This is a genomic window from Halopseudomonas oceani (genome assembly GCF_963677335.1).
Taxonomy (GTDB): Bacteria; Pseudomonadota; Gammaproteobacteria; order Pseudomonadales; family Pseudomonadaceae; genus Halopseudomonas; species Halopseudomonas oceani.
The window spans coordinates 2,623,832-2,649,061 of record NZ_OY781932.1 but is presented as its reverse complement, the minus strand read 5'-3'; the positions used below and the strand labels follow the sequence as shown (position 1 = coordinate 2,649,061).

Genomic DNA, 25,230 nt, shown 5'->3' with positions numbered 1-25,230 from the left:
GTGACAGGGGACGGATTTGCAAAGCAACGATCGGATTGAGCGATACGCGCATGCCATAGCGAGCGTTGACCGCAAGGCATTTATTCTCAGCGATGGCCAGCGCAGGGTTGCTGGTCGCGGTATTCCTCCACAAAAGGCAGTCGAGCAGATACTCGATATTTGCCGCATCGACCGACAGTCTCGGGTACTGCACCTGGGCTCGGGATCAGGCTACCTGACCGCCATATTGGCGATGTTGGCGAAGGAAGTAGTGGCTGTAGAGCGACTGCAGCCACTTGCTGACCTGTCACGTGAACGCTTGGCAGCCCAGGGGTTGCAGAACGTCACAGTGCGCTGCGGCGATGCCAACCTGGGAGCGCCTGATCTGGCGCCCTTTGATCTGATCCTGGTCTCCACACCCAAGATTGCGACCAGAGAACCGCTGTGGGACCAGTTGGCGTTGCGTGGTGAGTTTGTCTGTATCGAGATTGGCGACGCCTCTCGTCAGCTACTGGTGAAATACATCAACCGCGGCAACAAGCGCATTGCCCGCAGTGAGCATGGTTTTATCGAGTTCGTCACCAGTGGCGACGACATCTACGTCGAGCTGGGTTTCGTCTCGCCAGATGTGCTGCGCGAGGCGCGTGCGAAGGCTGCCCGCAACCGGACCCTGGTCGTCGACGAAATCAGCCGCCTGCAGAATCTTGACGCGCAGAAGCTGTATCGCGCGTTATCGGACCAGTACGGACTGCCGCTGCTCAGTGCCAACGAGGTGATGGCACGGATTGACCCGCAGCTGCACGCTAACCTGTCGCGTGCCTACCTCAGCCACGAACACATCATTCCGATTCGCTCTGATGGCAAAACGGTTGTTGTTGCCTGTCGCGATCCGAACGCACCGATGGATGAGGTGCAGCAGCTGTTTCCCGGTCTGAAGATTGACCGGGTATTGGTAACCCCAGTCGATTATCGCCGCATCTGGGGTGCGCTTGAGCGCGGTGGGCAGACCCTTGATCGGATCGATCCAACCGCGACTAGTGACGCCGACAGCGACCTGCTGGCGGCGCAGAGTGAAAACAGCGAGGCCAAGCTGGTCAACCTCTACGAGGCCTTGCTGCTGGATGCTGTGGCTGATCGTGCCAGTGATATTCACCTTGAGCGCTATGGTGCAGATATTCGCGTGCGGCTGCGGGTGGATGGCGAACTGCGCGACCTTAACCACTACTACATCACGCCTGCCGAGTATGCTGGCCTGATCAACGTGATCAAGCTGCGCTCTGAACTCAACATCGCTGAGCGCCGGCTCCCCCAGGGCGGCCGCTCGCAGGCGCGGGTGGGCGACTCACGATTTGATCTGCGTGTGCAAGTGCAGCCGTCGCTACATGGCGAGCATGTTGTCATTCGTTTGCTGCCGCAAAACTCGTCACTGATCAGCATCGAAAAGCTGGGTATGCAGGAGCATATTGCCAACGCCTACCGGCGGTTGCTGCGCAACCCGGCCGGACTGGTGCTGGTAGTTGGCCCGACCGGGTCGGGCAAGACCACCACGCTTAATGCTGGTCTGCAGCTATTGGCGGAAGACACCACCCGCAAGGTCATCACCATCGAAGACCCGATTGAATACTCTATCGACAATATCCAGCAGACCCGGGTGCGCCCGGATATCGGCTTCAACTTTGCCGATGCCATGCGTTCGTTTGTACGCCAGGACCCGGATGTGATTCTGATCGGCGAAATTCGTGATCATGAGACCGCTCTGGAGGCCATCCGCGCCTCGCAGACCGGTCACGTTGTACTGTCAACCCTTCACTGTAACGATGCGGTAGACGCCGTGCAGCGCCTGTTCGACCTGAATGTTCACCCGAACTCGCTGGCCAGCGAGCTGCTGGCGGTCATTGCTCAGCGTCTGGCCAAGCGTGTGTGTGTGCACTGCAAGGTTGAGGACGAACCCGACCCGGAAATTCTCAAGGAAGTATTCCCCAAGGCGATTCCCAAGGGGTTCCGTTGCTTCCGTGGCAAGGGGTGCGCGCAGTGCAACGGCACTGGCACCAAAGGGCGTGTGGGCGTTATTGAGTATCTGCAGTTCAATGGCGAGCTGCGTAATGCGGTATCACGGCATACGCCGGTTGGCGAGTTGCGAGCCCTGGCACTGGATTCCGGGCTGTACACTATGCGTGACAGCGCTTTGGATCACGTCATTCAGGGCAACATTCCGCTTAGCGAGCTACCGCGGATTCTGCCGCAGGAGCGCATGGCGCCGGAAAAACGCGGTCAATGGAAGGCCTGAGGAGATAGGACATGAAAGACAAGGCCATCCAGCGGCCCGCCGCAGAAGATCGTTTCCATGATCAACTGGTCAAGTTGCAGCAATGGGACCAGGGGCCAGTGCCGCCGGGCTGGTTGCTGTCGCCAACCGCAATTGAGCACTTTGTGCTGGGTAATGACGCGTTGGGGATTGAGCGCAAGTTCGTTGCGCCGCGAGAAATGGTCAGCCGGGTAATCGTATCGCTGGCAACCAACCGTGGGGCAATGCTGATCGGGGAACCGGGGACGGCCAAATCATGGCTGTCCGAATTGATTGCCTGCGGTGTCTCGGGGCAATCGCGTCTGACCATTCAGGGCGGCACCATTTCGCATTACCGGCAATTGATCTACGACTGGAACACCAGTTTGCTGGATAAGCTCGGACCCTGTCGTGAAGCATTGATCCCGGGGGCTTTGTTCCTCGGTATGGAGCAGGGCAAGCTGGTGCGCTTTGAAGAGCTGGCCCGCTGTCCGCAGCTGGTGCAGGATGCCTTGCTGTCGATTCTGTCGGAGCGGCAGTTGCAGATACCGGAGTTGCAGGGAGAAGACGGCGTGCTCTACGCCCGTGAGGGGTTCAACGTCATTGCCACCTCCAACTCGCTCGACCGTGGCCTGTTCGATATGAGCGCAGCGCTGAAGCGACGTCTTAACTTCGAAACCATTGAGCCTATCGACGACCTGGATGCCGAACTGGATATCGTCCAGCGCGAAGCCGGTCTGCTGGCGCGTCAGTCAGGGGTAGAGATGACCGCAGATCCAGCCATACTGGAGATGCTGGTGACGGTGTTTCATGAACTACGCAACGGTCAGACGCTGAGTGGCCGAAGTACCGACCGCCTGGCCGCAGCGGTCATGTCTACCGCTGAAGCGGTAGCCGTCGCTCACGCACTGATGGTGTACGCCTGGTACTACCGCGATGGCAAGATGGCACCCGAGGATCTGCTGCACTTCATCATTGGCGCCGCGTTGAAGGATAACCCGCAGGACCGCCGCCGCGTGCGTCACTACTTTGATACCGAAGTCAGCAGCAAGCCGGGCGAGCACTGGCAGCAGCTGTATGAACAGCGCCAACTGCTAGATTGAAACGGCTACGGCTGACGGGTGCCCAGCTTGCGCAGCAGCAGCGGGCGCCCGAACAGCGCGATGACCACCAGCACGCCGAGAAAGACCAGAGCCAGCGGGTCGCTTTGCAGCAGTTGAACCACCAGCGCGATACAGGCTAGTGCGCCGGCCAGGGCGCCAAAGCCGGTGATCAGGCGGTGGCCCGCGCCGAGGCGAAAGGCCAGTGTACAGACCACGGCAAAGGTAAACAGGAAGGTCAGGCTGGCCGCTTCGACCAGCGCGATCAGCGATCCTGTAGCGACCAGTACCGCGGCAATGATGCCCAGGCCGACGACGGCTCGGTCCGGCACGCCTAAGCGGTTGTGGTGGTCTACTGCGGCAGGCAACTCACCATCGGTCGCTACCCGGTGGGCGAGCCGCGCTGTTGCAAACAGCGTGGCATTGATGGCCGAGCCGGTCGAGAATGCCGCTGCGATGGTAACCAGTACCAGCCCAACCGTACCAAAAGCCTTTTCTCCAGCGATGGCCAGTGCAACCTCTTTATGCGCAATCACCTGATCGGCACCGATCAACATGGTGGTGCCAAGGGCCACTGTCACATAGATCAATATGACGACGACAATAGCCGACAACACCGCTAGCGGCAGTGTGCGCTTGGGGTTATCGATGTCCTCGTAATCGTACGTGAGTAGCTGAAAGCCCTCGTATGCCATGAACACCGAGGCTGCACCGAACAGCGCAGCAAGCAGGTTTGCCTCCGGTACGCCGCGCGATAACGCCGGCGGGTCCCAGTGAATCAGGCCCCAACTGGCAAGGCCGAGCAGGGCGATGACCTTGAACCAGACCAGCAGTATTTCCACGCCGCCAGCAACCCCAACGCCACGCAGGTTCAGCAAAATGAACAGGGCAATGATGGCGATGCCGGTAACCCTCGGCACCCAAGGCCCAAGTCCGATCACATGGCCGAGATACTCACCGAAGGTAACAGCGTACACCGCGTTGGTCAGTACGTAGCCGACGATCAGAACCCATGCCAGGGTACCGGCAAAGTTGCGCTGGTTGATCGCGAGCAGGAAGGTAAAGGCGCCTCCACCACGGTTGTAATGCGCCGCCAACTTGACGTAGCTGTAACCGGCTGCAAGAGCGATCACTCCCGCAGCCACGAAGCTAAGCCAGGCGAGCGCGCCGGCGATGCCGACTACAACGCCCAGTGTGGAGAAGATACCGCCGCCGATCATGCCGCCAACGGCCATTGCCCAGGTCGCGTTAAAACCTAGCTTGCTGGGTGTCGCGCTCATGACGGGCTCCGTGTCGGTATCGCAAGGGAAAGCAGGGGGGGGAAGCGGTCACCGGCTGAGGCGCGATGACCGTTTAGCGTGGGTTCAGGCCAGCTGCGCCCAGAGGTCGTACTCGTCGGCGTCGGTGACAACAACGGTGACGATGTCTCCCGGCTTCAGATCTTCGTCGGTATCGAGATAGACGTTGCCGTCGATTTCCGGCGCGTCCGCCATCGAGCGACCAATCGGGCCTTCGTCGTCTACTTCGTCGATGATCACCTGAATGGTCTTGCCAATCTTTTGCTGCAAGCGCGCAGTGGAGATCGCTTGCTGGTGCGCCATGAAGCGCTCCCAACGATCCTGCTGCACGTCTTCCGGTACGGGCTCCAGGCCCAGGTCGTTGGCGGGTGCACCGTCGACGGGCGAGTACTTGAAGCAGCCAACGCGGTCGAGCTGGGCTTCGGTCAGCCAATCGAGCAGGTACTGGAAATCCTCTTCGGTTTCGCCCGGGAAACCGACAATAAAGGTCGAGCGGATGGTCAGCTCGGGGCAAATTTCGCGCCACTGCTTGATGCGCGCAAGGGTCTTGTCTTCAAATGCAGGGCGCTTCATCGCTTTGAGCACTTTGGGACTGGCGTGCTGGAAGGGGATATCCAGATACGGCAGGATCTTGCCCTCGGCCATTAGCGGGATCAGCTCATCCACATGCGGATACGGGTAGACGTAGTGCAGGCGTACCCATACGCCCAGTTCACTGAGCGCTTCGCACATCTCGGTCATGCGTGATTTAACCGGGCGGCCGTTCCAGAAGCCGGTGCGGTACTTGATGTCGACGCCGTAGGCGCTGGTGTCCTGGGAGATAACCAGCACTTCCTTAACACCGGCCTTGGCCAGACGCTCGGCTTCGCTGAGTACTTCACCAACCGGACGGCTGACCAGTTTGCCGCGCATCGACGGGATGATGCAGAAGCTGCAGCTGTGATTGCAGCCTTCGGAAATTTTCAGGTAAGCGTAGTGGCGGGGCGTCAGCTTGACGCCTTGCGGCGGTACCAGGTCGATCAGCGGGTTGTGATCCTGTTTCGGAGGAACCACCTCATGCACCGCGCTGACTACCTGTTCATACTGTTGCGGACCTGTTACGGCAAGCACGCTTGGGTGTACGTCGCGGATTGCGGTTTCTTCAACGCCCATGCAACCGGTGACGATCACCCGGCCGTTCTCGGCGATGGCCTCGCCAATAGCGTCCAGCGACTCGGCTTTGGCGGTATCGATAAAACCACAGGTATTAACGACCACCACGTCGGCATCTTCGTAGGTGGGAACCACCTGATAACCTTCGGTGCGCAGCTGGGTCAGAATGCGTTCGGAGTCAACCAGTGCCTTGGGACAGCCGAGGGAGACGAAGCCAACTTTGGGCGCGTTGGACGGGGTGGACATCAGGGACCTCACGGAGCGGTGGCATGGACTGCCATTCGTTGGAAACCGCGCATTTTATCCCCGCCTCAGCTGCACTGCCAGCATTGCGAAGCGACGAGTTGCACTGCGCCGACGGACTGCATGGAAGGCGTTGCATCTAGCGACTCGCCACTCTACAATGAGAATTATTCTCATTAATGCCGTCGGGAGCGTTATTGTGGCAGGAGAGCAGGCAAGGAGCGAGTGCGGAGCACTTTACGCAGAGCACAATCGCTGGCTGGTGGGTTGGCTGCGTCAGCGTATTGGCTGTTTGCACGATGCGTCCGACCTCGCTCAGGACACCTTCCTGAGAGTGTTGACGGCACGGGAGCGTGCGCCCCGGGATTCAATACAGGAACCACGGGCGTTTTTGCGCACAGTCGCCGGGCGTCTGCTGTCCAATCATCTACGTCGTCGCGCTCTTGAGCAAGCCTGGTTGCAGACGCTTGCAAGCCTGCCGGAGCCGCAGGTTCCGTCACCGGAAGTTCAGGCGGTGATGCTGCAGACACTGCACGAAATTGACGCCTTGCTGGACGGCCTGCCTGCACGGGCGCGCCGAGTATTTCTATTGGCCCAGCTGGAAGGGCTGACTTACGCTCAGATCGCCACAAAGCTCGGCGTGAGCGTGCGTACCATCAAACGTGACATGGCGGAGGCCTACGAGCAATGCATACTGCTGACCCCCTGATTTCTGGCCAACCACGCGAATCGCAAGACCGTGCCGTAATCCGTGAAGCGGCGCAATGGCTTGTTCGCTGGCACGACACGCCGCATGACCAGCAACTGGTTGCCGAGCTCGCGCAATGGCGCGCCCGCAGCGAGCAGCACGAGCAGGCCTGGCGTCGTGCGCAGCAGGTTAACGACAAGTTTGGCTTGCTACCGCCGCAGTTGGGGATGGCCGTGCTGGGAGAGCGCACTGAGTTGTCGCGTCGCCGCGCTATCAAGTCGCTGGTGCTGCTGATGACTGTCTTGCCGGCAGGCGTGGCAGGCTATCAGGCTCTGCCGTGGCGTGAATGGCGGGCAGATTACAGCACGCGCACTGGTGAGCAGCGCTTGATCACGCTCAACGATGGTAGTGAACTGACGCTGAACACCGATACCGCGCTGGATGTTCGCTTTAACCGGCTGCAGCGCCTTATTCGCCTGCACCGTGGTGAAGTGCTGGTCGACAGTGGTGCGGATCCGCTGCAGGCGGCTGGCCAGTCGCGTCCGCTGCGGGTCACAACACGTCATGGCAGTGTCCGCGCGCTGGGTACGCGCTTCGTTGTGCGGCAGCAGCGCGAAAGCACGCTGGTTCAGGTATTTGACGGCGCGGTCGAAATTGAGCCGCGCGGCAGCGAGCGCCGCGCGCTGATCCAGGCTGGTCAGCAATTGCGCTTCAACAGCGTGGATGCTGCCATGCCTCAACCCGTCGATCCGCATGGTGCTGACTGGTCAGAAGGGCTGCTGATTGCCGATAGCCTGCCGCTTGGGCACTTCATCGCTGAGTTGGGGCGATACCGTCCAGGGCTTCTGCGCTGCGAGGAAAGCATCGCCGGCTTGCCGGTCAGCGGGGCATTTCAGTTGGACGCCACCGATCAGGTATTGGCCAGCTTGCCGCATAGCCTTCCGGTCAGAGTAATTTACCGTACCCGTTACTGGGTATCGGTAGCCTCTGCCTAGGCTGTCTCATCCGCGAGTTGTCCCCTTTTTTTAACTCGCGTGTCTTTAACAGGGACTACAGCACAGATCGCTTTCAAGGAGTCCCTGAATGAATACACGCTTTAACGCCAGCGCAGTAGTAGCGGCACCCGTGCGCATCGCGCCGCTGGCACTGGCCATCACCCTCGGTGCGTTGGTTCCGGGAACGGCACTGGCCGATCCATCGGTCGCACCGACCCGGCACTATGAGCTTGTTGCTGGCAGTCTCAGCGCAGCGCTGACTGACTTCGCCAGGCAGGCAGGCGTAAGCGTTCAGTTTAGCGCCACACAGATTGGCGCATTGCGCGCTCCAGCGCTGGTTGGTGACTTCAGCGTCGGTGCCGGATTTGCTCGGTTGCTGGAAGGTAGCGGACTTTACGCAAAGGATCTGGGTGGTGGTGTGTACCTGATCCAGCCCGTCAGCGCTGACAGCACAATGCTGAGGGTACTGGAGGTGACCGCCGAGCGCTCGGGGCAGAACCCGCTGTTGCCCGCCGCTAGCATTGTGGCCGAAAACAGCGCTACGGCCTCGAAGACAGGCACAAGCATTCTGCAGAATGCCCAGGCCGTGAACGTCGTTACTCGAGAGGAAATCGAGGCACGCGGGGCAGGGGATGTCACCCAGGCTTTGCAATACACTCCGGGGGTCGTCAGCCAGTACGGTAATACCGATATGCGCCACGACTGGCTGTCGGTCCGTGGTTTCAATCCGGGCCGGTTCATGGACGGACTGCGCCTGCCCTACGGCGTGCTGGGCTATGCGCAGCCGCGTATTGATCCTTACCTGCTGGAACGCGTTGAAGTGCTGAAAGGGCCGGCTTCGGTGCTGTACGGCCAAAGCCTGCCGGGCGGCCTGCTCAATATGATCAGCAAGCGTCCAGGAACCGGAGCCGACAACGAACTGCGGCTGCAGTATGGTAGCCATAATCATCGCGAGCTGGCGTTTGACCTGGGGGGTGACGTGAACGAGCAGGGCTCTGTTGCCTATCGCGTTGTTGGCCTCGGCCGGGAAGCGGATTCCCAAGTGGACCATGTCGGTGAGAAGCGGACGTTGCTCGCTCCGTCGCTCATGTGGCAGGTCAGCGACAGTACGCGCCTGACGCTGCTTGCACATTATCAAAAGATTGATGCTGACGGTGGTGGCGCGCCACCGGCGCTGCCTGCTCTGGGTACGCTGTATGGCGGCGCCGGCTGGGGCAAGCTTGGGCCGGATACCTTTATCGGCGAGCCCGGCTATGATCACTTCGTGAACGAACAGTTCTTGCTCGGTTATGAGTTGGAGCATCAGCTCAACGACACCTGGACCCTGCGCCAGAATCTGCGACTGAGCGATGTGGATACCGACACCCGACGCGTTCAGGGCTACATGCTGTCAGGCAACAGTCTGGTTCGTTACGCCTGGGCGTTTCCGGAGCAGAGCCGCGCTCTGACGATTGACAACCAGGCAATGGCGGCGGTGCAGCTCGGCGACGTTGAACACCGCCTGCTGCTCGGTCTCGACTACCAGCGTGAGGAGGGCCGCTATGATGAACATTTCAGCGGTCTGAGCGTCAGCCCTATCGACCTGACGACACTGCAATATACAGGGGACGCGATAGAACCACCCTTGACCACCAGGCGGGACCAGGACCGTTATCAGGTTGGGCTCTATCTGCAGGACGAAATCCAATGGCACGCCTGGAGCGTTCAGCTCGCCGGACGATACGATGTCGCCAAGGCTGATAACGACGTGACTGACTACCTGGGTGGAACCCGAACCAGCGTCAAGCAGGATGATGAAGCGTTCAGTGGTCGAGCCGGACTGGTTTACAGCTTTGATAATGGCCTGGCACCTTACGTTGGCTACACCCGGTCATTCGCTCCGACAGCCGGTACCGGCGACGACGGAGAGGCGCTAAAGCCGACTGAGGGCGAGCAATATGAGCTGGGCCTGCGCTACCAGCCCGTCGGTAGCCGGAGTCTGTTTACCCTGTCTGCCTATCGTTTGACGCAACAGGATGTGCTTACCCGTGACCTGGTGACCAACCAGCGCTCACAAACAGGAGAGGTGGAGATCCAGGGCATCGAGCTGGAAGGCAAGATGGAAGTCACCCAAGGGATGCAGGCAATCGCTTCCTGGGCCTGGACAGACAGCGAGATCACCCGCGACGGGAACGCAGCCATCGAGGGCAATCAGCAGCCGTTCGTGCCGAAACGGCAGGGCAGTCTGTGGCTGGATTACCGCCTGCAGGACGGGCTGTTTAGAGGATTGGGCATGGGGGCGGGGGCGCGCTACCTAGGGGCCTCCTACGGCGAGACTGCAAACAACTACAAAAGTGATGCGGTGACCCTGTTCGATGCGGCCGTCAGCTATGATTTGCGCGCGCTGACAGGTGAGCCGGGGGTATCGTTGCAGCTCAGCGCCAACAACCTGACCGACCGGGAGTACATATCGACCTGTATCTCAGCGATGAGCTGCTATTGGGGCGAAGGGCGTAACGTAACCGCATCGCTCAGCTATCGGTGGTAATGCAAGCCGCGGTCAATTGCCTGCTGTGCAGGCACAAAAAAGGGCTGCCATGCAGCCCTTTTTGCTGGCCGAAGTATGTACTCAGCGCTCGATGATCTCTTCGACGTCTTCCTGCTTCATCTGCCGGTCACGATCGGTCGCGTCCTCAAACTCGATCATGCCGGTTTCTTCGTCAATCTGGGGTTTGTCTTCCGCTTCCATAACCTGGCCATCGCTGGTGCGTACCAGGTAGTCATTGCCACAGCCGGCAAGAATGAACAGGCCGAGAATACCTAGCGTGGCGACTTTCCAGTGTTTCATTGGGGCTTTCCTCCTTCAGTAAACACAGTAGATGTGACTGGGGAGGGCGGGAGGGGTTCAGACTGACCCGGGAACCTGTGACTTGGGTCACGGCACGAGAAGGGGCGCCTGAACGCCCCTTTTTGATCAGGCCGCCTGTTGACGCTGAAGTTGGCGCAAGATGAAGTCGATCGTGATTTCCGGTTGGGTAACCGGCAGCATGTGACCACCGTCGACAAGTTCCAACTCAACAACCGACAAACGATCAGCCAGTGCCTGGCCCTGCTCGGCCGGGTCGAGAATACGATCCTGACGCCCATACAGCACGCCAATCGGCAGTTGTAGATCGTCATAGCGCAGCTGCATCAACGGCAACACAGCCTCCAATGCGTTCATGTCTGTCGAGGCTGCGATAAAGTGGCTTGGACGCAGGCCCAGGAAGCCGCCGCCGCGCATCGGGAAGTCCGCCGGCACCGTTTCCGGCCCAAACACGATATCCATGATCTGCTCGCGCTTACGAATCGACATGGGAACGGCGAGCGTCCAGCCGACCAGTGTGCGCAACCACGGTTGGCGAATGGCAAAGCCGTTGAAGGCGTCGGAAATCTTGCTCGGCATGTGGGTTAACGGCGCGACCAGCGCCAGTCCGCGGACCTTGTCTGGATGACGCAGTGCGGTAGCCAGAGAGACTGCACCTCCCAGCGAGTGGCCAACCAGCAGCGGCTTGCCGAGTTGCAGCGCATCAATGACACCTGCAACCACATCCGCCTGCACTGCAAGAGAGGCAGAGGAGCGGGCAGGGCGCTCTGAATAGCCGCTGCCAGGGCGATCAATGGCGACCACTCGATGCGTTTTAGCCAGCGCATCAATCACACCATAACCGAAGTTCTGGGCGACCCCGCTCAGGCCGTGAATCAGCAGAATGGTATCCGGCCCACTGCCCTGCTCGATATAGTGAATACGATTACCCATCACGGTAACGAAGCTGCCTTCAGGCGGCAGGCCCAACTCGACCCGCTTGGCGATGAACAGGGTATACAGGTACAGCCCGGCAATACCCAGCAGCAGTGCAATCAGCAGAAAACTGAACAGATAGTTCACGTTGAGATCCTTTGCGTCAGGTGAGTGCTTATGCGTCTTTGGTGGCCAGCCCCGCCAGCAAACGCCAGTAGTTGACGGGCATCAGCCGTTCCAGCCAGGACAGGATACGGGCGTCGTTGCCGACCAGCACACGTGCCTTGTCACGCTCAATACCCTTGAGGATGATCTGGGCAGCCTTGGGCGGCGGCATGCGCAGAAGGCGGTTGGCTCTGTCCAGCTTCTGCTGCTTTTCGGCCTCGCTGACAGTTTCGGGTGAACGTGCGCTGGTGGCAATGGAGGTCGCAACGCCGCCAGGGTGAACCACGGTCACGCCTACGTTGCTGTCGAGCAGTTCAAGGCGCAGCGCGTTGGAGAAACCACGGACCGCAAACTTGCTCGCGCAGTAAGCGGTCTGGCCCGCTGGGGTGATCAGCCCAAACAGGCTCGAAACATTGACGATACGGGCCTCTGGTCGCTGTTTCAGTAGCGGCAGGAATGCCCGGCACATGGTGACAACCGCGTCGAAGTTGATTGACATCAGCCAGTCGAAGTTCTCGACGCTGACCTGGTCGAAGTTGCCCCCCAGAGCAACCCCCGCGTTGTTGATCAGCAGGTCCACACTGCCGTGCTCGGCAATGACTGCGGCTGGCAAGGCCGCAACAGCTGCACGGTCCGAGACGTCGAGCGGATGCTCGCTTACGCGAACGCCCATCGCCCGCGCTTGCGTTGCCGTTTCGGCCAATGAGTCCTGATTAAGGTCCGCCAGCGCCAGGTTACAACCACTGCGTGCCAGAGCATTGGCCAGCGCACGGCCGATGCCGCTGCCGGCTCCGGTGAGCACCGCTACACGATCTTTGGTCTGCATTTCGTTCGTTTTCCTTATTATTGAAACTGCATTACGCCGTCATCGATACGGCCGTACTGGATGGTGAACTTGTCCTTCAGGTAGTTCTGGTGCAGTTGCCACGGCGCACGATCTCCCTGTTTCGGCAGCACGTTGGCAGCGCGCTGAACATAGCCGGAGGTGAAGTCAAGGAACGGCTGCTCCTGCACCGACGCATCGCGGCGTACCACGGCCTCGCGGTAGTTATGCTTGTCCATGTAGCGCAGCAGACGGCAAGCATAGTTGGCCGTCAATTCGGCTTTCAGGGTCCAGGACGCATTGGTATAGCCGAAGGTGACGATCATATTCGGCACATCACTGAGCATCATGCCCTTATAGGACATGCGCTCGTTGAACAGCATGGGAGCGCCATCAACCGAGACGGTCACATCACCCAGTGCATTCACCTTGAGACCGGTTGCCGTCACGACGATGTCGGCCTCAAGCTCCTCGCCGGAGCTCAGACGAATGCCGGTTTCGGTAAAGCTATCGATGGTATCGGTCACGACACTGGCACGGCCGGCCCGCACATCGCGGAACAGGTCGCCATCCGGCACCGCGCAGACGCGCTGATCCCATGGCTTGTAGTCAGGGGTGAAGTGCTTCATATCGACATCGCCAATCTGGGTCTTGACCATGTGTAGCACGCGTTCTTTGAACTGCTCGGGACGGTTGCGGGCGACGCGATAAAAGAATTGGGTCAAAAACACGTTCTTCCAGCGGGTCAGCGAGTGAGCAGCCTGTAATGGCATCCATTTTTGCAACGTCTGGGCGATACCGTCGCGCTGCGGGCGCGTTACCACATAACTGGGGGTGCGCTGGAGCATGGTGACGTGAGCGGCCGTTTTGGCCATTGCCGGAACCAGCGTAACCGCTGTCGCGCCGCTACCAATAACGATCACCCGCTTACCGCTGTAGTCGAGGTTTTCCGGCCAGAACTGCGGGTGAATAATCTGCCCCTTGAATGCATTTTCGTTGGGGAATTGCGGCCGGTAACCTTCGTCGTAGCTGTAGTAGCCCGAACAGGAGAACAGGAAGCGGGCCTGGTAATGTTCTTCCTGCTCCTGACCGGACGCGTCGGTAGTAACGGCGACAACCTCCCACCGTGCTCGCTCGCTGGACCAGTTTGCAGAGACCACGCGGCGCTGGAATCGTATGTTGTGAATTGCACCTGAGTCTTCGGCGATCTCTTCGATGTAGCGCTTGATGTCAGGTCCGTCAGCGATAGACTTGCGGTTGGTCCAGGGCTTGTAGCTGTAGCTTAGGGTGTACATGTCCGAATCGGAGCGGATGCCAGGATAGCGAAACAGGTCCCAAGTTCCCCCGATGGCCTGGCGGCGCTCAAGAATCAGATAACGCTTGTCTGGGCACTGAGCGCTGAGCGCATGGGCCGCGCCTATGCCGGATAGCCCCGCGCCGATGATCAGTACATCCAGTGGTACAGGTTCAAATGCTTGTTGTTCTTGTGTCATTGTGGTGTCCCGTCACGTGGGTAGTGGTGACAATCTAGATTGTCATATATGCTTTGGCAATCCCTATTGTCAGAATTCACTGCATGAATACAGCTACTACCGTCAAACGTCGTTATCGTGGTTCCTCTACCGAGGAGCGCAGGGCGTTGCGACGTCAGCAACTTATCGACGCTGCGACCCAGGTCTATGGTGAGTTTGGGTACCGTCACTCCGGCGTCAAGCAGGTATGCGATGCTGCGGGCCTGACCCAGCGTTACTTCTACGAATCATTCGGGCACAGTGATGAGTTGCTGATTGCCTGTTACGAGCAGGCAGCTCGTCAGGTACGAGAGTTCAATATGGCCGCAGCGCAGGCAGCCGGTGAAGATCGAATGGCCCGAAGCCGGGCGATGCTGCACGCCTATTTCAGCTTTCTGCGTGACAACCCCAAGCTCGCGCGTCTGTTGTTCATTGATATTCGCGGCATCAGCCCGGCGGTAGACGAGGCGATCGATCAGGCGCTGAAAGCCAGCAGTGAAGACATGACTCGGGCACTGGCACATCCTGGTGAGCATTTTGACGAAATGCTGCAGGCTGGAATCCTGGGTGGGGTAATTCACATTGCGCTGTACTGGATGGCCTCCGGGTATGCCCAACCGGTTGAGGCAGTGACCGAAACAGCGCTGAAATTGGGACTGTCGTTGCTTGCCTAGGCCCGGCGCTGACAGGGATTTCAAGCAAAAAAAAGCCCCGCTAATGCGGGGCTTTTTTCGGGTCAGCTATCAGACCTGTGCGACCGGGATGGACGCAGCGGCTTTCTGGTAGGACTCAATTTCGTTGAAGTTCATGTAGCGATAGACATCGGCTGCCATGCTGTTCAGATCAGCAGCGTAGCCCATGTACTCTTCAACAGTCGGCAGGCGGCCCAGGATGGACGCAACCGATGCCAGCTCGGCAGAGGCAAGGTACACGTCAGCGCCATCACCCAAACGGTTCGGGAAGTTCCGTGTGGAGGTGGAGACAACGGTGGACTTCGCCGCAACGCGTGCCTGGTTACCCATGCACAGCGAGCAACCCGGCATTTCCATACGCGCGCCCGCTTTACCGTAGATGCCGTAGTAGCCTTCTTCGGTCAGCTGGTACTGATCCATCTTGGTCGGCGGAGCCAGCCACAGACGAGTCGGCAGAGCGCCCTTATTCTTCTCGAGCAGCTTGCCCGCAGCGCGGAAGTGACCGATGTTGGTCATGCACGAGCCGATGAAGACTTCGTCGATCTTCTCGCCCTGTACGGAGGACAGCAGGCGGGCATCGTCCGGGTCGTTCGGCGCACAGAGTACCGGCTCCTTGACGTCAGCCAGATCGATTTCGATCACGGCAGCGTACTCGGCGTCAGCATCGGCAGCCATCAGGTTCGGATTGGCCAGCCATTCTTCCATCGCCTGAGCACGACGCTCCAGCGTACGCGGATCCTGGTAGCCGTTGGCGATCATCCAGCGCAGCAGGACGATGTTGGACTTCAGGTACTCGGCAACCGACTCTTCGCTCAGCTTGATGGTACAGCCGGCAGCGGAACGCTCGGCGGACGCATCGGACAGCTCGAATGCCTGTTCGGCAGTCAGGTGATCCAGGCCTTCGATCTCGAGAATGCGGCCGGAGAAGATGTTCTTCTTGCCTTTCTTCTCGACGGTCAGCAGACCTTGCTGAATAGCGTAGTAGGGGATGGCATGAACCAGGTCACGCAGGGTGATGCCAGGTTGCATCTCGCCCTTGAAGCGAACCAGAACGGATTCCGGCATGTCCAGCGGCATGACGCCGGTGGCGGCTGCGAAGGCGACCAGGCCGGAACCGGCCGGGAAGGAGATGCCCATCGGGAAGCGGGTGTGCGAGTCACCACCGGTACCAACGGTATCGGGCAGCAGCATGCGGTTCAGCCAGCTGTGGATGATGCCGTCACCCGGACGCAGCGCAACACCACCACGGTTGTGGATGAAGTCGGGCAGGGTGTGGTGAGTGGTCACGTCGATCGGTTTCGGATACGCCGCAGTGTGGCAGAAAGACTGCATGACCAGATCAGCCGAGAAGCCCAGGCACGCCAGGTCTTTCAGCTCGTCACGGGTCATCGGGCCGGTGGTGTCCTGAGAACCAACGGTAGTCATTTTCGGTTCGCAATAGGTACCGGGGCGAATACCCTCCACGCCGCAGGCCTTGCCCACCATTTTCTGAGCCAGGGTGTAACCCTTGCCAGTGTCTGCCGGTTGTTCCGGTTTGCGGAACAGGTCGGAAGTACCCAGACCCAGCTCAGTGCGGGCCTTCTCGGTCAGACCGCGACCGATGATCAGCGGGATACGGCCGCCAGCGCGTACTTCGTCCAGCAGCACCTGAGTCTTCAGCTCAAAGGTGGTGATGACGTCGTCAGTGCCGTGCTTGCAGACCTTGCCTTCGTAGGGGTAAACGTCGATAACGTCGCCCATGTTCAGGTCGGTGCAATCAAATTCGATCGGCAGGGCGCCAGCGTCTTCCATGGTGTTGTAGAAGATCGGGGCAATCTTGGAGCCGAAGCAGAAACCGCCTGCACGCTTGTTCGGAACGTTCGGGATGTCATCGCCGAAGAACCACAGAACGGAGTTGGTGGCGGACTTGCGGGAAGAACCGGTACCCACCACATCGCCAACGTAGGCGACCGGGAAGCCCTTGGCTTTAACTTCTTCGATCTGCTTGAGCGGGCCAACAGCACCTGGCTCGACCGGCTCGATGCCGTCACGTGCCATTTTCAGCATTGCCAGAGCGTGCAGCGGGATATCCGGGCGGGACCAAGCGTCAGGTGCCGGAGACAGGTCGTCGGTGTTGGTTTCGCCAGGAACCTTGAAAACGGTCAGAGAAATCTTCTCAGCAACAGCTGGCTTGTTGACGAACCATTCGCCGTCAGCCCAGGACTGCAGGACTGCCTTAGCGTAGGCGTTGCCGGCCTTGGCCTTCTCGGCAACATCGTGGAATGCGTCAAACATCAGTAGGGTGTGCTTGAGTTGTTCCGCGGCAGTAGCGGCCAGTGCGGCGTCATCCAGCAGCTCAACCAGAGTGGCGATGTTGTAGCCGCCCTGCATGGTGCCCAGCAGCTCAACAGCGCGCTCTTTAGTCAGCAGCGGAGATGTGGCTTCGCCCTTGGCGATAGCGGAGAGGAAACCGGCCTTGACGTAGGCGGCTTCGTCAACGCCCGGCGGGACGCGGTTGGTCAGCAGGTCAAGCAGAAACGCTTCTTCACCAGCCGGCGGGTTTTTCAGCAGGTCTACCAGACCAGCAGTTTGTTCGGCGTTTAGCGGCTGGGGCACGATGCCCTGAGCGGCGCGCTCTTCAACGTGTTTGCGATAGGCTTCAAGCACAGTTATTACCCTCATCAGTCTGTTCCACCGAAGTGGAACGGTCATCCTCTCGGACCCCGGGAAGCACTGAATAAGCATCTTGGCCAAGGGAGTTATTCAGTGCTTCCCTAAAGTGTGCCGACAAATAAGACTGTTACAAACGTCTGCCCGTATTGGTGGGGGGCAACCTGGGTAACTGGTGGCAGATACGTAACGGGTTGCGGGCGAACGCCTGAAACACAGCCCTAACGGCGGGCTGATTCTACAGGATGCAACGCACAAAGTTAAGTTGCCACGCAGTTGTATCCCGGTTGAGTCACATGGCTGTGCCTGTCACGGCGTGTCGTTTATCATGCGCGTTTCATGCGCAGGCGGGTTGTTAGTATGGTGGATCGTCCAACCTATTCCAGTAAAACGCCCTGTGTGGGCTTGTGCTCCACGGTTTACGGGGATCAGGTCTGTCGTGGCTGCAAGCGTTTCAGTCACGAGATTGTTGACTGGAACCGCTACGATACCCATGCCCGGGCGGCCGTCTGGCAGCGACTGGAGCAATTGATTGAGCAGGTGATTATGGCTCGGGTGGAACTGGTTTCAGCGGTGGAGCTGAACCGGGCGCTTGAGCATTACAAGGTAGCTGTCGATGCCGCTATGCCGCTGGGCATGAAGGTGTTGCGGCTGCTTGCCCGACTTGGCGACGAACCGTTGGGTGCTGCGGGTATCAGGCTGAGAGGGGAGTGGGTTGGCATGCCAACCCGTCAGTTGCGGGATGACGTGGATCAAGCCTTCTTTGCGCTTTCCCAAGCCTATTACGACCGGCGAATGCCGCCGGTCGCGTAGACAGACTCTACTTACTTCTCCAGCAGTGCCTCAAGGTGAGCCAGCGTGTCCTCCGGCTTGAGTACCAGAATGTCACTGTTGAGCTGATCCAGCACAACCTCAGCAGTGTTGCCGATCAGAGCGCCAGCGATGCCCTTGCGAGCGATGGTGCCGATGACGGTGACACTGGCACCTAGCTGGCCAGCAACCTGCGGAATCAGGAAGTCAGCCGGGCCTTCAGCGATATGCAGGTGCGCCGAATCGATGCCGTACTGCGCAGTGTACTGTCCGGCCTTTTCCAGGTAGTCAGCGGCGATGCGTTCTTTCAACTGGTAATCGGGATCAGCGGACGAGAGCATGGGCGCCGGGTGCGCACTGACCAGATGCAGCTGACCACCAACCATTTCGGCGATGTCTGCAGCATGACTGACAATGGTGTCGTGCAGTACGTGGTGCTGATCGTCGTGATTGCCCACGTCAACGGCCGCCAGTATGTTGCCTTTCATCCAACTGTCGCCATTCTTAACCATCAGCACTGGAGCTGGGCAGTAACGCAGCAGCTTCCAGTCATCGGGGGTAAGCAACGCCTTGCGCAACGGGTTGTCCGGACGATGCTGCTTGACTACCAGATCGCAGCCCTCACGGGTAACCGCTCGGCAGATGGTGTCAGTGAGGTTGTTGTGCCAGTCCTGAGTGACACTGCAGCGAACGCCCTTGGCATCCTGCTCCACCCGCAGGCGCGCCAGCAGATCGCTGTAATCCTGGCGGTCCTCACACACCAGAAGGTGCAGTTCGCATTCAATAAAGCCCGCAATAAGGCTGGCACGGGTCAGTGCAACCTGTTCCTGTTGGGTTGGGTCGATAACTACTAGAATGCGCTTGACGGCTTGCATGCGGTTCTCCCTGTCTTGATTTTTTTAACGTATGTGACCGTTATACTAAATGTAGCTGTTTTTTGCCCGGCTTGTGTTGATCCAGGTCTATTCGGGCTGCTGATGGCGACCCAGAGCGGGTATACTGCGTCGCGTTAAGAGTCGACCTGTGACGGACCCCATGCTGCCCGATGAACTACTTGCATTTCTGCCCTGCCGAACGCCTGATGCCTGGATTGAGCAGGCGCTGGCTCACCCGGACATACTGCTGATAGATCACGCCAATTGCGAGAAAAAGGCCGCATCTACCGCCTTGATGCTGATGTTCCGCTATGTCGACAAGCCCGATCTGCTGCAGAAGATGTCGCGCCTGGCCCGCGAGGAGCTGCGCCACTTCGAACAGGTTACAGCGATCATGGCCAAGCGGGGAATTAGCTATCGTGGCCTGTCGGCCAGTCACTACGCCCAGCGGCTGCGCCAGCACGTCCGTACCACCGAGCCTGGTCGCCTGATCGACACCCTGATTGTCGGGGCGTTCATCGAAGCGCGCTCATGCGAGCGTTTTGCTAAGCTCGCTCCGCACCTGGATGAAGAGCTGGGTGACTTCTATCGTTCGCTGCTCAAGTCAGAAGCGCGCCACTATCAGGACTATCTGCGGCTGGCCAAGAGCTACGCAGATGGTCCCATTGATGAGCATGTCGCACGCTTTGCCGACGTTGAGCGCGAGGCTATTCTGGCGGATGATGCTGACTTCCGATTCCACAGCGGGGTTGCAGCCTGAGGACTGAACTCTGGCGCTCCAAGGCGAGTCTCCAGTCAGGTCTTTCTGGTTTCACAGCAAGGGATTGATATGTTCAAGTCAGCGGCACCTCGCATTACCTGCCTTTCCTCAGTGATACACGCTTGCGGTCTGGCCGCCTTGCTGGCAAGCGGGCTTGCCCAGGCAGCGGTAGAAAACAGTTGCGAACGCATCGTGGTCACCGGTAACCCGGACTACCCACCCCTGATCTGGGCTCCAGAAGGGGATGAAAAGCTGACGGGCGTGGCTGTCGAGATGTTGCAGTTGGCGCTGAAGGACTCCGGTATCGCAGTCGAACTGCTCGGCCTTGGCTCCCGTGAAAAGGCACTTGAGGCAGTAGAGGCGGGTCAGGTCGACGTAATGGCCGGCGTTTTTCTGTCGCGGGAGCGGTTGCGCTCACTCGATTTCGTGTACCCGCCAATCATGGATGTGCCGAGCGTGTTCTTTGTCCGACGCGGGGCAGCTTTTCCCTACAGCGGTTGGCAGGACTTGCAGGGCAAACGCGGCGCAGCGCAGCAGGGCAGTCGGTTCGGGTTGTCATTTGACACCTACGCCGCTGATCACCTGCAACTGCAGCGACTGAGCAGCGGCGAGTCCGCACTGCGCAAGCTACTCAAAGGCCAACTGGACTATGTCGTGCTCGAGCGCTACCAGGGGCTGGCTCTGGCGCAGCAACTGGGCGTTGATGCGCAACTGGATACGTTGGAAGGCTCGTTCATCAATGCGCCGCTGTACCTGGCAATTTCCCATAACTCCGTCTGCAATTCGCCGGCACTGCGTTCCGCACTGGCGCTGGGTATGCAGGAGCTGGCACAGCGGAATCAGGCCAGTCGTCTGCTCGATAAGTATCGCCAGCTCTGGGCCGCACCGTTCCAGCCGACAGTCGAGGCTGCGGAGATCCCGGTCACCGAGTAGCGAACACGCTGCATGGGTCTAACAGATCCCTGGCGGCGAATCTGTACCGGTCAACTGTGCTATATCTGTAGCTGTTACGGATTTAGTCACACAGGTTACTCTTAGGCTCCCGTTAAAGCCCGCCGGAGGACGCCAGCATGACCAGTCTGCTCTATCAGAAAATTGCACGACAGCTGGCGGAAGACATACAGAAAGGGGTCTATCGCCCCGGCGAGCGCGTTCCCTCTGTTCGCAAACTGAGCACTCAGAAAGGCGTCAGCCACGCCACGGTGCTACAAGCCTATGCGACCCTGGAGGATCAGGGCCTGATCCACGCGCGTCCGCAATCCGGCTATTACGTCCACCAAACGCCGGCACTGACTGCGCCAACCCCGCAGATAGCCAAAGTTGAGGCGCCGTACGCGGTTACCCGCAGCAGCATCATTACCGAGATCCTTTCACAGGCCCGGCGCGAAGGCGTAATACCGCTAGGCGCGGCGGTGCCCTCCAGCGATTACCTACCGTTGCGTGCTCTGCATCAGCAGATGAGCAAGGTCACTCGCTTTCATAGCCAGCAGGCTTTCAGCTACACCTTCAGCCCCGGCTACGAGCCACTCAGGCGGCAGGTTGCGATACGTATGCGTGATGCCGGAGCGATGGTCGATCCGGCCAACGTAGTGATCACCAACGGCTGCGTTGAAGCACTGCAGCTGTCGTTACGCGCAGTGACCCGGCCTGGTGATCTGATTGCGACCGAGTCCCCTAGCTATTACGGGCTGGTGCAGCTTTGCCAACTGCTGGACCTGAAAGTGGTCGAGATTCCGACTGACCCTGACAGCGGTCTCAGTCTGGAAGCCTTGCAACGTGCACTGAATAAATGGCCGATCAAGGCGCTGGTGCTGACGGCGCGCGCCGGTAATCCGATGGGAGCCACGATGCCCGAAGCGCGCCAACGCAAGCTGGTGGCGATGATGGCCCAGCGTCAGTTGACGATCATTGAAGACGATATCTACGGCGAGCTGATGTTCGATGACGGCCAGTCCAAGGCGCTTAAGGCGTTCGACTGCTCGGATACCGTGATCTATTGCTCCAGCTTTTCCAAGACCATTTCACCCGGCGTGCGCACCGGGTGGCTGGTTACGCGCCGCTATCAGCAAGCGATAGAGCAGTTGCAGACCTTTACCACGCTGTCTGCCTGCAGTGTTAGTCAGATGGCTGTTGCCGCCTATCTGGAAAACGGTGGTTACGACCGGCATCTGCGGCATATTCGCCAGGAATACTGCACCAATCTAAGTCAGTTCCAACTGGCGATTCAGCAGTATTTTCCCGAAGGAACCCAGATCACGCGCCCTAAAGGGGGCTTTATTCTCTGGCTGAGCTTACCGGGTGGGGTAGATACGCTGACGCTGTTCAACCGGGCGATGGAGCACGACATCAGTATTGCACCGGGTGTGGTGTTCAGTAACTCGGACCAGTTCAATCACTGCTTGCGTTTGAACTGCGGTATTCCCTGGAACAGGGCAACTGAACAGGCAGTGATGACCTTAGGGGTTCTGGCTAGGCAACTGATAATGGAGACCGCGCGCGACGCGGTCGTGGCAGAGGAAATATCTATTTGATTTATAGTGTTACGAGCGTTTTCTAATGTAAAAAGGCCTGCATAAGCAGGCCTTTTTACTGCCTGTCAGACCGTTACTGCGCAGCAGCCTTGGCGCTTTCACGCAGCTTCTGGTGTTCGCGCGTCAGCTTCTGCGACAGCTCAATGATCTGCTCGCGCATCCAGCGGTTCGCCGGGTCTTGGTCGGTGCTCTCGTGCCAAAACAGGTGAGTCTCGATGGCCGGTACGTCGTCGATCGGCAGTGTCGTCCAGTGTAGATTATGACGTTGCGCGAAACGCTCATGTACCGTCATGATCAGGTCGGTCGACTCCAGTACCAGCGGTGCCATCTGGTAATGCTGCGAACGCATGACCACACGGCGCTGAATGCCCATTTTGCCTAGCGCCAGATCCACATGCCCCAGGCCGTTGCGGCGGCTGGAAATATGAATGTGTGACTGTGCAAGGTAGTCGTCCAGGGTGATCTTGTCTTTCTTGGCCAGAGGATGACCCTTACGCATGACGCAAACGTGGCGATCCTCGAACAGCTTGACGTGGCGGACCTGAGTGTCTGTGTTCAGCGGCGCGTCGATCGCGAAGTCAAGACGGCCGGCTGCGAGTTCCTTGGTGGTTTCACGGCGCTTGATCAGGAAGCTGTCGATATTGATGTTCGGCGCCGAGCGCCGAATACGCGAAGCAAGGTGCGGCAGGATGACCGCCTCGGTCAGGTCGGTCATGCTGATGCGATACGTCTTGGTAGCCTGTTCAGGCACGAAACTGCGACTTTCCTGCACTGAAACACGCAGCAGCTGCAGTGCGTTACGAACAGGGGTGATGATGTTCTGTGCCATTGGTGTCGGCACCATGCCCTGGGCAGTACGCACAAACAGCGGGTCATTGAAGGTTTCGCGCAGGCGCGCCAAAGCGTTACTGACCGCAGGTTGAGTGATGCCGACGATCTGGCCAGCCCTTGTCAGATTGGCTTCTGTATAGATCGCGTCAAAGACAATGAACAGATTCAGGTCGACCTTACTGAGGTTCATCGCAACTTCCTTTAGTTAATTGACTCACGTCGAGACAAGGCAGTTCAGCAGAAGGGTCAAGTATATATCGCTTATGAATGTTAATACACGGCAAAAATAGGTTAGATAAATCCATTTGCCTCATCTAGCATTTTCTTTGTCGATACCCAACCAAATGAAGGCAATCACTATGGATTTCGGATACTCCCCCAAGGTCAAGGAACTGCGCGAGCGCGTGGACAGCTTCATGCAGGAGCATGTGTTCCCGGCCGAGCATATCTTTAACCAGCAGGTAGCAGAAGGCGACCGCTGGCAGCCGACCGCCATTGTCGAAGAGCTGAAGGTAAAAGCACGCGCTGCCGGTCTGTGGAACCTGTTCCTGCCTGAGTCCGAGCTGGGTGCTGGCCTGACCAACCTGGAATACGCGCCGCTGGCTGAGCTGATGGGCCGCTCCGGCCTGGCTTCCGAAGCCTTTAACTGCAGTGCGCCGGACACCGGCAACATGGAAACCATCGTTCGCTACGGCTCCGAAGAGCACAAGGAAAAGTGGCTCAAACCGCTGCTGGCAGGCGAAATCCGTTCCTGCTTCGGCATGACCGAGCCGGGTGTTGCTTCCTCTGATGCCACTAACATGGAGGCCAACGCGCACCGCGAAGGTGACGAGTGGGTCATCAACGGTCGCAAGTGGTGGACTTCCGGTGCTTGTGATCCGCGCTGCAAAGTCATGATCTTCATGGGCCTGACCAACCCGGATGCACCTCGCCACCAGCAGCACTCCATGATTCTGGTGCCGATGGACGCTCCCGGCCTGAAGGTTATCCGCCCGCTGCCGGTATTCGGCTATGACGACGCACCGCACGGCCACGCTGAGGTCGTACTGGAAAACGTCCGCGTACCTTACTCCAACGTTCTGCTGGGTGAGGGCCGCGGCTTCGAAATCGCTCAAGGTCGCCTTGGCCCGGGTCGTATCCACCACTGCATGCGCTCCATCGGTGCTGCCGAGCGCGCTCTGGATCTGATGTGCAAGCGCTCGGTCGAGCGTGAAGCCTTCGGCAAGCGCCTGGCTCAACTGGGTGGCAACATCGATCTGATCGCTCAGTCGCGCATTGAGATCAACCAGGCTCGCCTGCTGACTCTGAACGCTGCCTATATGATGGACACCGTGGGCAACAAGGTCGCCAAGAGCGAAATCGCGCAGATCAAGGTCGTCGCGCCCAACGTTGCGCTGAACGTCATTGACCGCGCTATTCAGATGCACGGTGGTGCCGGTGTGTCCGAGGACTTCCCGCTGGCTAACATGTACGCAATGCAGCGCACACTGCGCCTGGCCGATGGTCCGGATGAAGTACACCGCGCAGCGATCGGCAAGCTGGAGCTCGGCAAGTACATGCCGCGCAAGTAAAGCCGCGTAACAGAAAAGACCCGCTCTCATGAGCGGGTTTTTTTATGCCCGGCAGGGTGCAAATGTCGGGCGCAACAACGCCCACCCGAGTTCTCGGGTGAGATGTAATCTGGGTGGCGTTGTGATCAGCCGGGCGAGGAGGGATGCCCGGCGGGGGGCGGCGGTATCAGCGGGCGCGGTAGGTGATACGACCTTTGGTCAGGTCATACGGTGTCAGCTCAACACGTACCTTGTCACCAGTCAGGATGCGGATGTAGTTTTTACGCATCTTGCCTGAAATGTGGGCAGTCACGACATGGCCATTTTCCAGTTCAACGCGGAACATGGTGTTCGGCAGTGTGTCGATGATAGTGCCTTCCATTTCAATGCTGTCTTCTTTTGCCATTAAGCAACGACCTCTCGGGGTGGATTCTGGGTGGGCGATTGGATGATTACCCACAAAAAAGGTGGCCAATTGTGCCTGAAAACAGCACTTGAGCCAAGTTTACGCTGGAATTTTTACTGTTTATGTAT

General features: G+C 59.0%; 21 protein-coding genes. 11 read left to right on the top strand and 10 right to left on the bottom strand.

Translation table 11 applies throughout. The features are described 5' to 3' along the window. Nucleotides 1-16: 16 nt before the first annotated feature. Complete coding sequence (locus ACKPCU_RS12445) at nucleotides 17-2,266, top strand: ATPase, T2SS/T4P/T4SS family (RefSeq protein ID WP_321347100.1); 2,250 nt, start codon at nucleotides 17-19, stop codon at nucleotides 2,264-2,266. An 11-nt stretch (nucleotides 2,267-2,277) separates the two neighbouring features. After that, complete coding sequence (locus tag ACKPCU_RS12440; protein WP_104738338.1) at nucleotides 2,278-3,366, top strand: ATP-binding protein; 1,089 nt, start codon at nucleotides 2,278-2,280, stop codon at nucleotides 3,364-3,366. A 5-nt stretch (nucleotides 3,367-3,371) separates the two neighbouring features. Here the strand turns inward: ACKPCU_RS12440 and ACKPCU_RS12435 are convergent, their stop codons facing one another. Further along, complete coding sequence (locus ACKPCU_RS12435) at nucleotides 3,372-4,643, bottom strand: APC family permease (RefSeq protein WP_321347097.1); 1,272 nt, start codon at nucleotides 4,641-4,643, stop codon at nucleotides 3,372-3,374. An 84-nt stretch (nucleotides 4,644-4,727) separates the two neighbouring features. Continuing rightward, the gene (gene rimO, locus ACKPCU_RS12430) at nucleotides 4,728-6,059 is read right to left on the bottom strand and encodes a 30S ribosomal protein S12 methylthiotransferase RimO (protein WP_104738336.1); all 1,332 of its coding nucleotides are present in this window, start codon (nucleotides 6,057-6,059) and stop codon (nucleotides 4,728-4,730) included. Between the two features lie 196 nt (nucleotides 6,060-6,255). Between rimO and ACKPCU_RS12425 the strand changes: the two genes are divergently transcribed. The 3 genes from ACKPCU_RS12425 to ACKPCU_RS12415 all read left to right on the top strand — a co-directional run bounded on the left by ACKPCU_RS12425 (nucleotide 6,256) and on the right by ACKPCU_RS12415 (nucleotide 10,266). Beyond that, nucleotides 6,256-6,765 carry a sigma-70 family RNA polymerase sigma factor gene (locus ACKPCU_RS12425; protein WP_321347093.1) on the top strand — a complete coding sequence of 170 codons (510 nt, stop codon included), beginning with the start codon at nucleotides 6,256-6,258 and terminating at the stop codon, nucleotides 6,763-6,765. Further along, on the top strand, nucleotides 6,744-7,739 hold the full coding sequence (locus tag ACKPCU_RS12420; protein ID WP_321347091.1) for a FecR domain-containing protein: 996 nt from the start codon (nucleotides 6,744-6,746) through the stop codon (nucleotides 7,737-7,739). The genes ACKPCU_RS12425 and ACKPCU_RS12420 overlap by 22 nt, the downstream gene beginning before the upstream one ends. Before the next feature lie 88 nt (nucleotides 7,740-7,827). Further along, nucleotides 7,828-10,266 (top strand): TonB-dependent siderophore receptor, encoded by a 2,439-nt coding sequence (locus tag ACKPCU_RS12415; RefSeq protein WP_321347089.1) that lies wholly within the window; start codon nucleotides 7,828-7,830, stop codon nucleotides 10,264-10,266. Nucleotides 10,267-10,347: 81 nt separating this feature from the next. On the opposite strand, the gene ACKPCU_RS12410 is transcribed toward ACKPCU_RS12415, so the two are convergent. From ACKPCU_RS12410 to ACKPCU_RS12395, 4 genes are all read right to left on the bottom strand, one after another. After that, a complete protein-coding gene (locus tag ACKPCU_RS12410; RefSeq protein WP_104738332.1) occupies nucleotides 10,348-10,566 on the bottom strand; it encodes a YgdI/YgdR family lipoprotein in 219 nt (72 codons plus the stop codon). A gap of 126 nt (nucleotides 10,567-10,692) precedes the next feature. Continuing rightward, complete coding sequence (locus ACKPCU_RS12405; protein WP_104738331.1) at nucleotides 10,693-11,646, bottom strand: alpha/beta fold hydrolase; 954 nt, start codon at nucleotides 11,644-11,646, stop codon at nucleotides 10,693-10,695. A 28-nt stretch (nucleotides 11,647-11,674) separates the two neighbouring features. Next, nucleotides 11,675-12,490: an SDR family NAD(P)-dependent oxidoreductase gene (locus ACKPCU_RS12400; RefSeq protein ID WP_104738330.1), complete on the bottom strand. Its 816-nt coding sequence runs from the start codon at nucleotides 12,488-12,490 to the stop codon at nucleotides 11,675-11,677. A 17-nt stretch (nucleotides 12,491-12,507) separates the two neighbouring features. Then, on the bottom strand, nucleotides 12,508-13,980 hold the full coding sequence (locus ACKPCU_RS12395) for a flavin-containing monooxygenase (protein WP_321347084.1): 1,473 nt from the start codon (nucleotides 13,978-13,980) through the stop codon (nucleotides 12,508-12,510). Between the two features lie 83 nt (nucleotides 13,981-14,063). Between ACKPCU_RS12395 and ACKPCU_RS12390 the strand changes: the two genes are divergently transcribed. Next, nucleotides 14,064-14,672, top strand: coding sequence for a TetR/AcrR family transcriptional regulator (locus ACKPCU_RS12390; protein ID WP_321347082.1), 609 nt, complete (start codon nucleotides 14,064-14,066; stop codon nucleotides 14,670-14,672). A 69-nt stretch (nucleotides 14,673-14,741) separates the two neighbouring features. On the opposite strand, the gene acnB is transcribed toward ACKPCU_RS12390, so the two are convergent. Then, a complete protein-coding gene (acnB, locus tag ACKPCU_RS12385) occupies nucleotides 14,742-17,336 on the bottom strand; it encodes a bifunctional aconitate hydratase 2/2-methylisocitrate dehydratase (RefSeq protein WP_321351832.1) in 2,595 nt (864 codons plus the stop codon). Nucleotides 17,337-17,699: 363 nt separating this feature from the next. Here acnB and ACKPCU_RS12380 point away from each other — a divergent pair, with 363 nt between their 5' ends. Then, on the top strand, nucleotides 17,700-18,152 hold the full coding sequence (locus tag ACKPCU_RS12380; protein ID WP_321347080.1) for a DUF1289 domain-containing protein: 453 nt from the start codon (nucleotides 17,700-17,702) through the stop codon (nucleotides 18,150-18,152). A gap of 11 nt (nucleotides 18,153-18,163) precedes the next feature. On the opposite strand, the gene ACKPCU_RS12375 is transcribed toward ACKPCU_RS12380, so the two are convergent. Then, entirely contained in the window at nucleotides 18,164-19,024 is an 861-nt protein-coding gene (locus ACKPCU_RS12375; RefSeq protein ID WP_104738325.1) for a universal stress protein, read from the bottom strand. A 160-nt stretch (nucleotides 19,025-19,184) separates the two neighbouring features. Between ACKPCU_RS12375 and ACKPCU_RS12370 the strand changes: the two genes are divergently transcribed. From ACKPCU_RS12370 to ACKPCU_RS12360, 3 genes are all read left to right on the top strand, one after another. Beyond that, a complete protein-coding gene (locus ACKPCU_RS12370; RefSeq protein ID WP_321351830.1) occupies nucleotides 19,185-19,784 on the top strand; it encodes a MiaE family protein in 600 nt (199 codons plus the stop codon). Nucleotides 19,785-19,853: 69 nt separating this feature from the next. Beyond that, nucleotides 19,854-20,717 carry a substrate-binding periplasmic protein gene (locus ACKPCU_RS12365; protein ID WP_321347078.1) on the top strand — a complete coding sequence of 288 codons (864 nt, stop codon included), beginning with the start codon at nucleotides 19,854-19,856 and terminating at the stop codon, nucleotides 20,715-20,717. A gap of 137 nt (nucleotides 20,718-20,854) precedes the next feature. Beyond that, nucleotides 20,855-22,315, top strand: coding sequence for an aminotransferase-like domain-containing protein (locus ACKPCU_RS12360; RefSeq protein WP_321347076.1), 1,461 nt, complete (start codon nucleotides 20,855-20,857; stop codon nucleotides 22,313-22,315). A 73-nt stretch (nucleotides 22,316-22,388) separates the two neighbouring features. Here the strand turns inward: ACKPCU_RS12360 and ACKPCU_RS12355 are convergent, their stop codons facing one another. Further along, a complete protein-coding gene (locus ACKPCU_RS12355) occupies nucleotides 22,389-23,336 on the bottom strand; it encodes a LysR family transcriptional regulator (RefSeq protein ID WP_321347074.1) in 948 nt (315 codons plus the stop codon). Nucleotides 23,337-23,505: 169 nt separating this feature from the next. On the opposite strand from ACKPCU_RS12355, the gene ACKPCU_RS12350 reads away from it, so the two are divergent. After that, complete coding sequence (locus ACKPCU_RS12350; protein WP_104738321.1) at nucleotides 23,506-24,717, top strand: acyl-CoA dehydrogenase; 1,212 nt, start codon at nucleotides 23,506-23,508, stop codon at nucleotides 24,715-24,717. Nucleotides 24,718-24,883: 166 nt separating this feature from the next. On the opposite strand, the gene infA is transcribed toward ACKPCU_RS12350, so the two are convergent. Continuing rightward, nucleotides 24,884-25,102 carry a translation initiation factor IF-1 gene (gene infA / locus ACKPCU_RS12345; protein WP_080050557.1) on the bottom strand — a complete coding sequence of 73 codons (219 nt, stop codon included), beginning with the start codon at nucleotides 25,100-25,102 and terminating at the stop codon, nucleotides 24,884-24,886. Nucleotides 25,103-25,230: the final 128 nt, after the last annotated feature.